Origin of the sequence: Mycobacterium ulcerans subsp. shinshuense, from assembly GCF_002355775.1 — a bacterium.
Lineage (GTDB): Bacteria > Actinomycetota > Actinomycetes > Mycobacteriales > Mycobacteriaceae > Mycobacterium > Mycobacterium marinum.
Window position 1 is genome coordinate 4,498,681 of record NZ_AP017624.1, and the last position, 14,069, is coordinate 4,512,749.

The window sequence follows — 14,069 nt, forward strand, 5'->3', positions numbered from 1 at the left end:
GCCTGCGTCCACGGCTAGCCGCGGTCTGGCCCGGCCTCGGCGCGCCGAATCACGCTAGCCCTGGGGCCGCTTACCTGCCGCTACCTCGTCGGGATACGCGTCGTAATAGGGCACGTAGCCCTCGCTGCGGCCGGCCAATACGTACAGCGGATCATCGACGTCGGCGCCGTAGGCCTGCTCGCGCAGCTCAACCTTGCGGCTCTTGAACGTCGTGGTGTGCGCCATCGCCTGCACCAGCCGCACGAACAGCGGCAGTGCGTAGGCGGGCAGCTGATCGTAGACGGCGCGGACCAGGGACTGGCCGTCGAACTCGGCGCCGTCGCGTAGCTTGACCGCAGCCATCCCGGCGCGACCTCCGGTGTTGGGCACCTCAACCCCGTAGACCGTGCACTCCTCGACGGAGGGGTCAGACGCCAGCGCCGCCTCCACCTGAGTGGTGGCCACGTTCTCGCCCTTCCAACGGAAGGTGTCACCCAGCCGGTCGACAAACGCCGCGTGCCCCATCCCCTGCGGGCTCATCACGTCACCGGTGTTGAACCAGCAGTCTCCCTTCCGGAAGGCATCACGGACCAGCTTTTTCTCACTGGCGGCCGGGTCGGTGTAGCCCTCGAACGGCTGCAGCCTGTTGACCCGGCTCAGCAACAGTCCGGGTTCACCGGCAGGCACCCGACGGACCCGACCGGACTCGTCGCGCAGCGGGGCGCCGGTGTCCGGGTCGTAGGCCACGTAGGCCAGCGGCATCGGCGAGATCCCGGTGCTTTTGGGCACGTTGAAGATGTTGATCAAGGCCGAGTTGCCCTCGCTGGCGGCATAGAACTCACACACCCGGTCAATGTCGAACCGTTTGGTGAACTCACCCCAGATCTCGGGCCGCAACCCGTTGCCGGCGATCACCCGCACCTTGTGCTTGCGATCGGTCGGTTTGGTCGGCTGGTTGAGTAGGTAGCGGCAGACCTCGCCGATGTAGATGAAGGCGGTGGCGTTGCTGGCGATCACCTCGTCCCAGAAGCGCGACGCCGAGAACGACTTGCCCAGCGCCAACGTCGCCCCGGAATTGATCACCGAGGACACCGCCACCGTGAACGCGTTGTTGTGATACAGCGGCAGACCGCTGTAGAGCGTGTCGGAGCTCTTCAGCCGTAGTCCCAGCCCACCGAAGACCGCCAGGGCCCGAAGCCACCGGTGGTGGGTCATCACACTGGCTTTGGGGAATCCGGTGGTGCCCGACGTGAAGATGTAAAACGCCGTGTCCTGAGCCTGCACGGCCGACGCCGACGCCGGGTTGTTGGCCGGGGCGGTCGCGGCGAAGCGCTCCAGGTCTTCGATGGTGACCACCTCACCGGCCGCGCCACCGCTTTCGCTGACGGCGCTGACCAGATCGGACTCCGCCACCAGCACCTTGGCATCGAGCAGTCCCAGACTGTGCGCCAGCACCTCGCCGCGCTGGTGGTAGTTGAGCATGCCGGCGATAGCGCCACACTTGACGACAGCCAGCATCGCCACCACCGTGTTGGGCGAGTTGCGCAGCATGATTCCCACGACGTCGCCGGGGCCGACGCCACGCGCGGCCAGCACCGCCGCATAGCGGTTGGCGGTCGCGTTGGCTTCGCCGTAGGTCATCTGTTGGTCGCCGAACTTCAAGAAAACCCGGTCCCCGAAGCGAGCGGCCCGGTCCTGGAACACGGTGCCGATCGACGCCTTGGACTTGGGCCGGGGCAACAGGCCGGTCACCGCCCCCCGCATGATCGACGGCGCGTCGATCAGTAGACCGGGCACCCGCGCAGCGACGTCGGTGAGCTTGACTCGCGTGCGGACATGACTTTGGCGATCGGACAACCTGATCCCGCGATTCGTTCTCAGAGTTCGGCGGCCAGCCTAATCGGGAGCGAATGGTCGTCAATAGGCCTCAGCCGGGTGCGCACGCCTGCAACGCGTCATCGAGGTTATCCACCACGATCAACCGCTCCATCGCTGTCCGCGAGACGTAGCCGGTATCGGCCAATTCGGACAACCAGGCGCGCAGCCCATCGAAGTGGCCCCAGGGATCCAGCACGACGATGCTCTTGTCGTGCATGCCCAGGTATCCCTCGGTCCACACGTCCAACAGCTCGTCGAGGGTCCCGACGCCGCCCGGCAGGGTGATGAACGCGTTTGCGCGGTCCTCCATGACCTGCTTGCGCTCCCACATTGTTTCGGTGACGACCAACTCGTCGGCGTCATGGTCAGCCAACTCGCGATGCACCAGCATCTTGGGAATCACTCCGACCGTCCAGCCGCCGTGCGCCCGCGCCGCCGAGGAGACCGCCCCCATCGCCGAAACGTGGCCCCCGCCCCACACCAACGTCCAGCCCCGGGCGGCGATCGCCGCACCGACGGCGGCGGCGAGCTCCAACAACTCAGGATGTGTCGGCGCGGCTGCACAGTACACCGCCACTGTCCAACGGCCGGGTTCGTCGCTTTTCGCGGTCACATACCGAAACGTAGACCAGCGTCCCCCACCCCGGACAACTTTGGGCCCTATCGCCACGCGCACCCTTGACGCCATAAACTCCGGGCAATGCCAATTCGATGGAACGTCCCCCAACACGCGGCAGCCTTGGAGCAGTTGGACGTTGCGTTGACCGGCCTGGCGCGCCCCGGCGCCGTCATCCTCGGACCTGACGGCGTCGGAAAATCCACCCTGGCGCGATTGGCCGCCGAGCACTTCGCCCAACGGCACCCGGCCACCGTCATCCGCTGGGTCACCGGAACCCCGACCGAACGCACGGTCCCGTTAGGCGCCTTCAGCCACTTGGTGGAGATCGCCGAGCTGGGCAAGCCGGCCGCGTTGTTGCGAGCGGCCCGAGCGTCGTTGGGCCGCAAGGTGCGCCAGGGCGAGCTCCTTCTCATCGTCGACGATGCCCACGATCTGGACATCCTGTCGGCCACGCTGGTGTACCAGCTGGCGCTGGCCGGCGCGGCCCGGATGATCGTCACCGCCCGCGCCGAGGTCGCGCCCGAAGCCATCGCGGCCCTGTGGACCGACAACCTGCTGGATCGGATCGATGTCGCACCGCCGGACGGCCAGACCAAGCAATCCGAGCCCGCCGATGTCGACGAGTTCATCGCCGAGCTGCCCGCGCCGGCCCGAGCGGTGCTGGACTATCTCACCGTCGAGGAGCCGTTGTCGCTGGCCGATCTCACCGTGCTGGCCGGAGAGGGGGCGGTGCAGCAGGCAGTGGAGTTGGGCGCGGCGGAAACCCGCGTGCGCGGAGAACCCGACGAGCCTGCGGTGGTCTACACAGCACATCCTTTGTTCGCCAAACGAGCTCGCGTCGCTTTGGGCGACGACGGTGCGCGACAACGCCGCACCGAATTGGTGACCCTGCTGTCTCAGCACCCCAACGAGCACCTCAGCGATCGGCTCCGGCTGGCGTCGCTGGCTTTGGACACCGACGCTTTGCAGCCGGTGGATGACGTCGTCGAGTCCGCCGAGCAGGCCTTACGGCTCGGCGATCTGACACTGGCCGAGCGGTTGGCCCAGGCCGCGCTGGATCGTTCGGGGGGACTTCAGGCCCGACTGGTGCTGGGCCAGGCGCTGGCCTGGCGTGGCCGCGGCCGAGAGGCCGGCCAGGTACTCACCGCCGTGGACCCCGGCCAGCTGAGCGAGGCGGAGCTGATGGCCTGGGCGGTGCCGCAGGCGGCGAATCAGTTCTGGATGCTCGGCGAGCCGGAGCGGGCCACCGCCTTCCTGCAAACGACGCGCAACCGAGTCACCGATCTGACCGCGCGCACCACCCTCGATGCATTGACGGCAACCTTTGCCATGAACTCCGGAAACGTGCCGCGGGCCATCACGCTGGCCACCGAGGTGCTCGCCGAACCTTCGGCCGACGACACAGCGATCGCCTGGGCGGCCAGCGCCGCCGCATTGGCCTCGGCCCGGATGGGCCGCTTCGCCGACGTCCCGCAGCTGGCGCAACGAGCTTCGGAGGCCGAACATCCCGGTTTGCTGCGGTTCACCGTGGGACTGGCCCAGATCACCACACTGCTGATGGCGGGCGAGGTGGCCCAGGCGCAGGAGCTGGCCCAGCGATTCACCGACTTCGCCGAGCTGCAACAACCGGGCCGCGCCATCGGCGAGGTGTTGCTCGCGCACGTGCTGATCGTCAAGGGGGAATTCGGCGCTGCGGCTGCGATGCTCGAGCCCGCCGCGGCCGAACTCGAACGCACCGGCTATTCCTGGGGCCCGCTGTCGCTGATGTTGTTGGCGACGGCCATCGCCCAGCAAGGCAACATCGCCGAGACAGCGAAAGCGTTGCGGCGAGCTGAAACTCGGCACGGAACGAAGTCTGCATTGTTTGCCCCCGAGCTGAGCCTGGCCCGCGCCTGGGCCAAGGCGACCGTCCGGGACCAAGCCGGTGCCCTGTTCGATACTCGCGAGGCGGCAAGGGCAGCTGAGCGGGGCAAGCAGTCGGCGGTGGCGTTGTGCGTGTGGCATGACGCGGTCCGGCTTGGCGACACTCGCGCGCTAGCTCCGGTAACCAGGCTGGCCGCCGAGATCGATTGCAAGGTAGGCAATATCGTTGTTCGGCATGCCCGCGCGCTGGCCGACAACGACGCTGGGGCGCTGGCGTCGGTGGCCGATGAGTTGGCCGCGATCGGCATGCACGCCGCGGCGGCCGACGCCGCCGCGCAGGCCGAGCGTGCCGGCGGCCGATAGCGGCACGGTGGACGCGGCTTCGATGGGCTAGGTGCTCAGGTAGCGGCGCAACGTGTCCGCCACAGTGGTGATCGTGGCGACCGGCACTCGCTCGTCGCGGCAATGCGCCAGATTGGGGTCCCCGGGGCCGTAATTGACCGCGGGGATGCCCAGAGCCGCGAAGCGGGACACATCCGTCCAGCCGTATTTCGCTCGGACCTGCCCACCGGCAGCCTCAACCAGTGCTTTGGCGGCGGGTTGCGCCAGACCCGGCAGCGCGCCCGCCGCCGCGTCGGTCTGCTCGATCTGCACGTCGAGCCCGTCGAATACCTCACGCACGTGCTGCAGGGCGGCCGGAACCGACCGGTCGGGGGCAAAGCGATAGTTGACCGTTACCGAAGCCGCGTCCGGAATCACGTTGCCCGCCACGCCACCGTCCACGCGTACCGCCGACAAACCCTCTCGGTATGTGCAACCGTCGATGTCGACGCTGCGCGCCGGGTAGCGCGCCAGCCGGTCCAGCACGGCACTGAGCTTGTGGATTGCGTTGTCCCCCAACCAAGAACGCGCCGAGTGCGCGCGGGTCCCGGTCGCGCTGATGACCACTCGTAACGTGCCCTGGCAACCGGCTTCTATGTAGCCCGACGTGGGCTCTCCCAGGATGGCGACATCTGCGGACAGCCACTCCGGGAGCTCCCGCTCGATGCGCCCCAAACCGTTTGCCGCCGCCTCGATTTCCTCACAGTCGTAGAACACCAGCGTCAGGTCGTGCACCGGTTCGGCCACCGTGGCCGCCAGATGCAGAAACACCGCGTCACCGGACTTCATATCGGCCGCGCCACAGCCGTGCAGCTGCCCGTCGGCGCGACGGCTGGGCAAGTTGTCGGCCACCGGCACGGTGTCCAAATGTCCGGCCAGCAGCACCCGCGAGGGCCGGTTCAGCCGGGTCCGGGCAAGCACCGCGTTGCCGTTGCGGATGATCTCGAAGCCCGATGTCTGCGCACGCAACGCCGCCTCTACCTCATCGGCGATGCGCGCCTCATCCCGAGATTCGCTGGGGATGTCGATCAGTGCAGCGGTCAGGTCGATCGGGTCCCCGCGCAAGTCCAGCACGAACCAAGCCTAGTGGGTCCGCCGTCGCGCCGAGCAGACGCAGAGTTGCACGCGGCGGCCGCGCCGGCGTGCGACTCCGCGTCTGCTCGCGGGCGTCAGCACATCTAGTAGCGTGTCGAGGCGTGACTGGAGCAGCAGGCATCGGACTGGCAACCCTGGCTTCCGACGGATCGATCCTGGACACCTGGTTTCCCGCGCCGGAGTTGACCGAGTCAGGTACCAGCGCGACATCACGCCTGGCGTTGTCCGACGTTCCCGCGGAGCTGGCCGCATTGGTAGGCGGCGACGACGACCGCGGCACCGAGGTGGTGGCGGTCCGGACCGTCATCGGCTCGCTAGACGATGTCGCCGCCGACGCGTACGACGCCTACCTTCGCCTGCACCTGTTGTCGCATCGTCTGGTGGCGCCGCACGGGCTGAACGCCGGCGGCTTGTTCGGCGTATTGACCAATGTCGTGTGGACTAATCGCGGACCATGCGCAATCGAAGGTTTCGAGGCAGTGCGGGCACGGTTGCGCCGCCACGGAGCGGTGACGGTCTACGGCGTCGACAAGTTTCCCCGGATGGTCGACTACGTGATGCCGAGCGGCGTGCGCATCGCCGATGCCGACCGGGTGCGACTGGGCGCCCACCTGGCGCCGGGCACCACCGTGATGCATGAGGGTTTCGTCAACTACAACGCCGGAACCCTGGGCGCCTCCATGGTCGAGGGCCGAATCTCCGCGGGCGTGGTGGTCGGCGACGGCTCCGATATCGGCGGTGGGGCCTCGATCATGGGCACGCTCTCCGGTGGGGGGACCCAAATCATTTCCATGGGCAAGCGCTGCCTGCTCGGCGCCAACGCCGGGCTGGGCATCTCCCTGGGCGACGACTGTGTGGTGGAAGCCGGCTTGTACGTCACGGCCGGCACCAAGGTCACCACACCCGATGGCATCACCGTCAGGGCACGCGAACTGTCCGGCAGCAGCAACCTGCTGTTCCGCCGCAACTCGGTGACGGGCGCGGTCGAGGTGGTGGCCCGCGACGGTCAGGGCATCGCACTCAACGAGGTTCTGCACGCCAATTAGTGGGGCCGCATGGGCCGGTAGGCGCATGCCGTTGCGGTGCGCGGTTGCGCACCATCACCACAGGTCCGGCTCGCGATAGAGGTTGGCGGGATCGAATTCCACCGCCCCGCGGGCAGCTTCACCGACGGCGTCGAGGATCTGGTGCAACTGCTCGACTCCGTCGGCACCGACACGCTGTTGGATCGCCCGGTCGAGTGCGGCAGCCGCACGCTGACGCGCGGCCAAGTACTCCATCGCCTTTGGCGTCAGCTCCACGACCTTCTCACGCTGATCCGTCGGCGACGGGGCGGTCTGCACGTAGCCGCGATCGCGCAGCTCGGCGACGAGCTTGCTGGCCGCCTGGCGGCTGACGCCGAACTGCCTGCCCATCTGCGATATCGTCATAGGTCCCGGCAGCGCATAAAGGGCGAACACATAGTTCATGGAGAAGCGCCGCCGCTCGAAACCCGCGGCCTCCATGTCGGTGTCAACCCGATGAACGTAGCTCCACCACGCAATCCGCAGCACCTGGCCGAGCGGTGTTTGCGGCGACCGGTAGCCATTTCTGTCAGCCATGGTTGACAATCTAGCCGATTGGCACTAGGCTTCAAATTGTCAATCATAGATGACAGTTAGATGGTGAGGATTCCACAACCTGGCATGCAACGACCGGCTCTCCCGGCCACCCATGTCAACAAGCCCGAGTTCTTCAGCATCGACAGCGCGAGCTTTGTTCGGGAAGCCCCTGCCACCCAGAAAGGAAAGTGAAATGTCAAAGATTCGCACCTTGTCGGCAGGTGTTCTGTGTGCAGTTGGCTTAGCGCTGACGGGAGCCGTGGTGGCACCCGCAGTGGCGTTCGCGGACCCGGGCCCAGGCCCCGCTCCGCACCCGGGCCCAGCGGCCCCCGCCCACCCGGGGCCGGCCGCCGCGCCCCATCCAGGTCCGGGCGCCCCGGGAGGCCCGATGCATCCGGAACCGGGAGTTCCGATGCATCCCGTCCCTCCCCCCACTCACCCGATCTACCACTACGGCGATGACATGACCCACCCGGTCTGGTCTGTCACGCACCCGGCCTGGGCGCTGGCCCCCTAATTGCCGCCTAGTCGGCATCCAGGGCTCCGGCGTTGTTGATTAGCAGGCTTGTGAGCTGGGGAATTGTGGATTGAGGAGGTCTAGGTGGCGGTTGGCGGTCAAAGCGGTGATCCGGCAGGCTTCGGCGATGTTGTCGGCGCCGTTGAGGCGGTGCAGATTGATCGCGGTGTTGCGTAGCGTTGCTAGGACCTGTGCGCCGTTTCCGGTATGTGCCCTTTGACGGTCTTCGTCGAAGGTGACGTCGCGTATCCAGTGCAGGCTGTTCTCGATTCCCCAGTGTTGACGCATCCAGGTCATGATCGCGGTAGGGCGGGCGTGCTCGAACGGCAGGCTGCAGATGGCATAGACCACCTCCACGCTGCGCTGGTCGGTGGCGGTGATCAAGCGTTCACGAGTGATCCGGATGATTTGTTTTGCGTAGGGGAAGCCGATTCCTCGTGCAGCGGTGATGATTTGCAGGGTGCGGGTCTCGACACGGCCGTGGCCGCGGGAGTCGTCGGTAGCGGCTGCGGGCACCTCGGCCCAGGGCAGCGCGGTGATACGCGCAAGTATTTTGGCTTGGTTGGACTTGACGATCATCAGGTAGTGCGACTTCAAGGTGGCGCAGATCAACTTCGCGGTGACGACCTGGGTATGCATCGCATCCACGGTGACCAGCCACCGCAAGCTACCCGGCAGCAGCGTGAGCAGGGCACGTACGCAGGGAATTTCATTGCTTTTCTCGGCGACAGCGAGTTGACCGAGCACCAATCGGGCACGGTGGGCGAACACCGACACGAGATGCGTGGCTGTCGCTTTGGCGCGTAAAGCACCACGCAGCATCTTGCCGTCCAACGCGATCGGCACCAATCCACTGGGGTCGCTGCTGGCCACGTGTGCAGTGAAGTAACTGCCCATCCTGGCGTTGAGGTCGGCGGGGTCTAGCCGAGACAAAACAGCACGGAAGGTCTTCTCACTGGGCCGCCGGAACCGGACCCCTAATTGGGCCAACACATCATCGGGAGCGGTGGCCGCCCATGTGGCAAAACCAGCATAGCCGCGCATCCCCGCGGCAGTGGCCAGAACCGCGATCGCCAACAAAGCCATCAGCGAATACCTCCGACCGCGTGGGTTCCTCGGGTCTGGCGCCGAGGCCAACACATCGAGAAACTCCGATCCGATGAGCTCGCTGCGCTCACCAGGACTCCAGCGGTCGAACACCTCTGGAACCGACGACACAGGCAATACTGAAACGGTAGGCACGGGCAACTCCAGACCAACGACGAACAGTAACCAACTCGATCGTTCTCCAGATAGCCCGTGCCTACACTCCGGCCCCAATAGCGCGGCACCAAAGATCATCAACCCAGCTCACAAGCCTGCTAATCAACAACGCCGGAGCCCTGAGTCGGCATCGATGTTCTGCCCCGGTCACTGCTAGCCCCAGTGGCCGGGGCAGAACCTTTTGCCGCGAATGGTGAAGACGTTGGCGGGCTTGCTAATCAGCGTCAATTCCGATTCCGGACACCTCCCCCGCCGGTGGAATGACCCCGTACGGCATCATGACATTCCAACCTCCACTCGAACTGGCGCCGGCCGACCATCATGGGGCGCTCGGATCCACCGAACTGCGTACCCTGCAGGCGAATTCATTGAAGTGGAGACCGGCGCCCGGCGGGCCCGCGATCCCGTGGTCCACGCCAAGGTCCGGGTTGTGTTTGGCAACGGCCAGCACCCGCCGCGCCGCCGGGACGGGCGCCGCAACTAGGCGGCGGTCAGTGGGGCGCCGGCGGTCTCGGGGAGCAGATAGGTGCACAGCAGGCTGGCGGCCACCAGTGCGGTCATCATCAGGCCGACCGCGGAGCTGCCATAGCTGGCCAGCAGGGTACCGGCGATCAATGGCGGCGCGGCACCCCCAACGATGCCCGCCACGTTGAGCGCCAGGGCCGTGCCGGTGTAGCGGTAGCGGGTAGCGAACAGTTCCGGGATAAGCGAGGCTGCAGGCCCAAATCCACTGGCGGCCACGGCATACAGCCCCAGCAGCGCCACCGTGAACCCGACGGTATCGCCAGAGCCGATCAGCGGCATTACCAGCGGCGACCAGAAAAGGCCCACTGCCCAGCCGACCAGCATGACGCGCCGGCGCCCGAAGCGATCGCACAGAATGGCAGAAAGTGCGACAAAACCGATGCAGACCAGCCCGCCCAGCACACCGATCAGCAAGACGAGGTTTCGCGAATACCCCAGGTGCAGTTGCGCGTAGGAAGGCAGGAAGGTGCTGGCCAGATACCGGCACCCGAAGGCCGCCAGCATGGCGCCCGCGGCCAGCACTATCTCACGGCGTTGCCGGCACAACACCGCCGCCAGCGGTGCCCGCGCGGCGGCGGTTGATTCCTGATCATCGGCCTGCGCCATCGCACGAGCGAATACCGGGGTCTCGTTGATCTCCAAGCGGACGTACAGGGCGAAGGCGATCAGTAGCGCGCTCAACAGAAAAGGGACACGCCAGCCCCACTGCAGAAACGCCGAACTGCTCTCTCCGATGGTGTAGTTCACCCCGAGAAAGGTCAGACGGCTCACCACAAGCGCAACACCGCCACCGAGCACGGTGAACATGCCGTAGTACCCACGCTTGTGCGCTGGCGCGGACTCGATACTCAGCAGCGCCGAACCAGCCCATTCGCCGCCGACGGCAAAACCCTGGAGCAACCGTAAGGCGACCAGGATCAGCGGGGCGGACACCCCGATGGTTGCCGTGCTGGGCACCACCCCCACCGTCACCGTCGATAGGGCCATGATCAAAAGGGTGGCAACGAGAGTCTTCTTACGCCCCAGCCGGTCCCCAAAATGCCCGAAGACGGCCGCGCCGAGCGGCCGGGACAGAAACGCCGTGGCAAAAGTCCCCATCGATGCGATGGTCGCCAGGGCTGGACTGAGACCGGGGTAGAAGACCGCCGGAAAGACCAGCGCCGCAGCCGTGCCGTAAATGCAGAAGTCGTAGTACTCGACTGTTGAACCGACGACACAGGCGAGGGCGACCCGACTCATGGGTGTTGCTCCCGAGCTGGGGTCACCGGTCCCGCCGCCGGCCGTCGCGAGGCCAGCTGCATCCACAGTTGCGTACACAGCGACGACGATATGCCGCGACTAGGGGCTTAATCCGTTCTCACGCCGTCAGTTTACTGCCAACATGCTGGACGGTATGCGCCCGCGCCACCAGCTCGCGCCGCAGCTCGTCACGCATCACGACCCGAAATGCCCTACCCCCCTTGTTAATTAGCTGCGCTCACCAAGATTCGAATCCCGGTCGATCAGCGGGTGTGCTCGCGCCCGATTCCGCACCCGGGCGCCCGCCAACCGGCGGCTCGAGCCGCACCAAGCGCCACCCGCAAACTTCCCGACCCTCCGGAATTCCGTTGCCCCCTAGCCTGTTACGACTCGAATCCAAATGACGCGGGCGGGTCCGCCACCACACCGTCGGCGACACCCGACGCCGCATGATTCGCCGACCGACCAACCACCCTGTCAATCACAGTTGACAATGATGGAAAACGGTCTTACTCTCAGATTGTCAACCACATATGACGATCATCGGGTTGGCGGTGACCTCAACACGGCGATGCAGCCATTGGGCCCGAGTTCTTCGGTGTCGACAACACGGGCTCCGTTGAGCCAAACACCCCAGCCCGGAAAGGAGTGGGAAATGTTGAGAATTCGCACCCTGTCGGCGGGTGTCCTGTGCGCCCTGGGCCTCTCTTTTGCAGGGGTACTGGTGGGACCGGCCATCGCCTCCGCTGCCCCCGGGAACCTGGGGCCGATACACCCCGGCGGAGGACAAATCCACCCCGGCGCGAGTCTCGTGCACCCGGGCGAGGGCCCGCTGCGTCCCGGCGAAGGCCCGCTGCGCCCGGGCGAAGGCCCGCTACGCCCTGGCGAAGGTCCGTGGCGACTGGGTGAAGGCCCCTGGCGCGAAGGCGAAGGCCAGTGGCGCGAGTTGTCGCCGCAGAACCACCCGATCTACCACTACGGCAATGACGTGACCCACCCCGTTTGGTCTGCCGCCCACCCGGTCTGGGCGCTTGCCCCCTAGTCCTTTGATCTAACTGGCACACTGCCCCCGACCATCGCTTAATGGCCGGGGGCAGACCCCGTTGGCCGGCCGGGTGACCATCCAGACATAGGCCGCCAAGCCGGCAGGGCCGCAATGTTCGCCGGCAGCCGGCACATCACGAACCCGCCATCGGCACTATCCCGCGGCTGGAGGGCGTGGCATCACATAGGCCTTGGGCGTGACTCGCAGCACACCGCTAACGCCGTTGCCCCCGTTGCCGGCCAGCTGCCCAAATGGCATGCCGGGCAGCGGGGCCCCGTGAGCGCCCTCAACAGCACCGGTTACCGGCGAGATCGGCAACGCCCGGGCCGCCGGGACAACCGACTGGTTTGCTTCGGCCCATGCCTGCGGCACCTTCAGTCCGCCAACCGACAGCGCCTGGCCTACGCCGCCCTGTGGCGCCCAACCCCCGATCCCCGCGGGACCTCCCCCGCCAACCATCGACACCGCGTTCCTAGCCGCGTGTTCGACCGCGGTTTCGGCAGCCTTGCTAGCCGGAGGAATGAAACCCTTGACGCTATCGCCCATGGTCTTGAAGATCGATGCGCCTGAGTTCGCCATCGACAAGTGGGTGTTTTCCATCCCCACGATGGTGCTGAGGTTCGACAAGGAAAAGCTCGAAGTAACGCTTTGAAGCAGCGACTTCGGTGCGGTCGCGGTCGACGCCCCTTGCGGAGCAGGCGCGGCGAGCTGTTGCAGGGCTTGGGGAACGTTGGACATCAGCTGGCCGGCCGCGGCGGAATCGATGGCCTGACCGACGGCGGCGGTCTGGTTGACGAGCCCACCAGCGTTGGCAACTTCCGGAGCCTCTTCAAACGGCGTCAGCGTCTCGGCTAGCATCGCGGCCGAACCCGCGTAGCCATACATCGCGGCGGCGTCCTGGGCCCACATCTCGCCGTACTCAGCCTCGGTAGTCGCGATCGCCGGGGTGTTCTGGCCGAAGATATTGGTTGCGATCAGCGTGACCAATTGAAGGCGGTTTTCGAGGATCAACGCCGGGGGCACCGTGGCCGCGAACGCGGACTCGTAGGCCACCGCCGCTCCCCTGGCCTGGTTGGCCGCGAGTTCGGCCTGCGTGGCGGTGGCACCGAGCCACGCGACATATGGCGCGGCGGCGGCCCCCATCAAACTTGCCGACGCGCCCACCCACTGCCCAAACGCCAGCCCCCAGATCACCGATTGGCAGGAGGACGCGGCGCTGTACAGATCGACGGCCACGCTGTCCCACGCCTCAGCGGCGACCAGGATCGAGCCCGAACCCGCGCCGGCGTACATCTTGGCGGAATTGATCTCCGGTGGTAGCGAACCGAAATCCATCAATGTCTGTCCCTCTCCTCGAATGTCGTCAGGTCGCAAACTGCGTCGCAAGCAGTTCGGAAACCTCATCGGCGGCCGGCGGCAACACCCCGGTCATTGGAGCGGCGGCGGCGGCATTCCCGGCGCTCAATGCCGCTCCGATAGACCCCAAGGTGCCTGCCGCCGCAGCCAACGCTTCGGGTCGAGCCGTAACAGAAGACACGTGCTTACCTCCTCGTGGAGCCGGGTGTTGGCCCGGCGGTACGGGTTATCGCTGAGCCGGCGTTGGCTCCCGTCCTCCGCCACTGGATGGGGGTTGGCGGTAACGAACTGACGACAATGCTTGCGAACTTGCGGCGCCCGGAATAGGTACATTCCCCCCGAACAGTGCGGACCGAAGGTGCACAATGCACCCGCCCGTCGGGCCGGAGGTGAATTGTTCTCAATTCACCGTTGCGCGCGGTGCAAATTGCACACAGCTATCGAGTGGAAGGTCACACCAGGGGTTCGGCCGGCGCAACGAGGTTGCGCACCACGCAGGGGTCTATCAGGTCGACGAACAAGAATTCGGGGGTGTACCGGGCTGCCCCGTTGGCCGCTAGCCCGCGGCGACGGCGGGGTCTACCAGCGCTCGCCAGGCGCCGCGATTGCAGCAACAGCCCAACCAGCAAAAGGAATTACGTCCCAGACGCTCAACTCAAATGCACCAACCCGACCAGGTTTCTATTTGTTCACCAATTGTTTCCATAT

General features: G+C 66.2%; 10 protein-coding genes and 1 pseudogene. 3 read left to right on the top strand and 8 right to left on the bottom strand.

Translation table 11 applies throughout. The features are described from left to right. Positions 1-54: 54 nt before the first annotated feature. Both fadD6 and SHTP_RS20095 read right to left on the bottom strand, forming a co-directional pair. Positions 55-1,836, bottom strand: coding sequence for a long-chain-acyl-CoA synthetase FadD6 (gene fadD6 / locus SHTP_RS20090; RefSeq protein WP_096371579.1), 1,782 nt, complete (start codon positions 1,834-1,836; stop codon positions 55-57). Positions 1,837-1,906: 70 nt separating this feature from the next. Then, complete coding sequence (locus tag SHTP_RS20095) at positions 1,907-2,470, bottom strand: cytokinin riboside 5'-monophosphate phosphoribohydrolase (RefSeq protein WP_011739201.1); 564 nt, start codon at positions 2,468-2,470, stop codon at positions 1,907-1,909. Positions 2,471-2,557: 87 nt separating this feature from the next. On the opposite strand from SHTP_RS20095, the gene SHTP_RS20100 reads away from it, so the two are divergent. Next, positions 2,558-4,702, top strand: a complete 2,145-nt coding sequence (locus tag SHTP_RS20100) for an AAA family ATPase (protein WP_096371580.1) — start codon at positions 2,558-2,560, stop codon at positions 4,700-4,702. A 27-nt stretch (positions 4,703-4,729) separates the two neighbouring features. On the opposite strand, the gene dapE is transcribed toward SHTP_RS20100, so the two are convergent. After that, positions 4,730-5,794 carry a succinyl-diaminopimelate desuccinylase gene (gene dapE / locus SHTP_RS20105; protein ID WP_011739199.1) on the bottom strand — a complete coding sequence of 355 codons (1,065 nt, stop codon included), beginning with the start codon at positions 5,792-5,794 and terminating at the stop codon, positions 4,730-4,732. A gap of 122 nt (positions 5,795-5,916) precedes the next feature. On the opposite strand from dapE, the gene dapD reads away from it, so the two are divergent. Beyond that, a complete protein-coding gene (gene dapD / locus SHTP_RS20110) occupies positions 5,917-6,861 on the top strand; it encodes a 2,3,4,5-tetrahydropyridine-2,6-dicarboxylate N-succinyltransferase (RefSeq protein WP_020788272.1) in 945 nt (314 codons plus the stop codon). A 54-nt stretch (positions 6,862-6,915) separates the two neighbouring features. On the opposite strand, the gene SHTP_RS20115 is transcribed toward dapD, so the two are convergent. From SHTP_RS20115 to SHTP_RS20125, 3 genes are all read right to left on the bottom strand, one after another. Then, positions 6,916-7,368 (bottom strand): MarR family winged helix-turn-helix transcriptional regulator, encoded by a 453-nt coding sequence (locus SHTP_RS20115; RefSeq protein ID WP_231991657.1) that lies wholly within the window; start codon positions 7,366-7,368, stop codon positions 6,916-6,918. Between the two features lie 604 nt (positions 7,369-7,972). Beyond that, a complete protein-coding gene (locus SHTP_RS20120) occupies positions 7,973-9,175 on the bottom strand; it encodes an ISAs1-like element IS2404/ISMul1 family transposase (protein WP_420873029.1) in 1,203 nt (400 codons plus the stop codon). A gap of 501 nt (positions 9,176-9,676) precedes the next feature. Then, positions 9,677-10,960: an MFS transporter gene (locus SHTP_RS20125; RefSeq protein WP_096372570.1), complete on the bottom strand. Its 1,284-nt coding sequence runs from the start codon at positions 10,958-10,960 to the stop codon at positions 9,677-9,679. A 655-nt stretch (positions 10,961-11,615) separates the two neighbouring features. Here SHTP_RS20125 and SHTP_RS20130 point away from each other — a divergent pair. After that, positions 11,616-12,002 carry a hypothetical protein gene (locus tag SHTP_RS20130; protein WP_231991625.1) on the top strand — a complete coding sequence of 129 codons (387 nt, stop codon included), beginning with the start codon at positions 11,616-11,618 and terminating at the stop codon, positions 12,000-12,002. 156 nt (positions 12,003-12,158) lie between these two features. Here the strand turns inward: SHTP_RS20130 and SHTP_RS20135 are convergent, their stop codons facing one another. Both SHTP_RS20135 and SHTP_RS20140 read right to left on the bottom strand, forming a co-directional pair. Beyond that, complete coding sequence (locus tag SHTP_RS20135; protein ID WP_096371583.1) at positions 12,159-13,340, bottom strand: PPE family protein; 1,182 nt, start codon at positions 13,338-13,340, stop codon at positions 12,159-12,161. 31 nt (positions 13,341-13,371) lie between these two features. Next, positions 13,372-13,542, bottom strand: a pseudogene (locus tag SHTP_RS20140) (PE family protein); the annotation flags it as partial. Positions 13,543-14,069 lie beyond the last annotated feature (527 nt).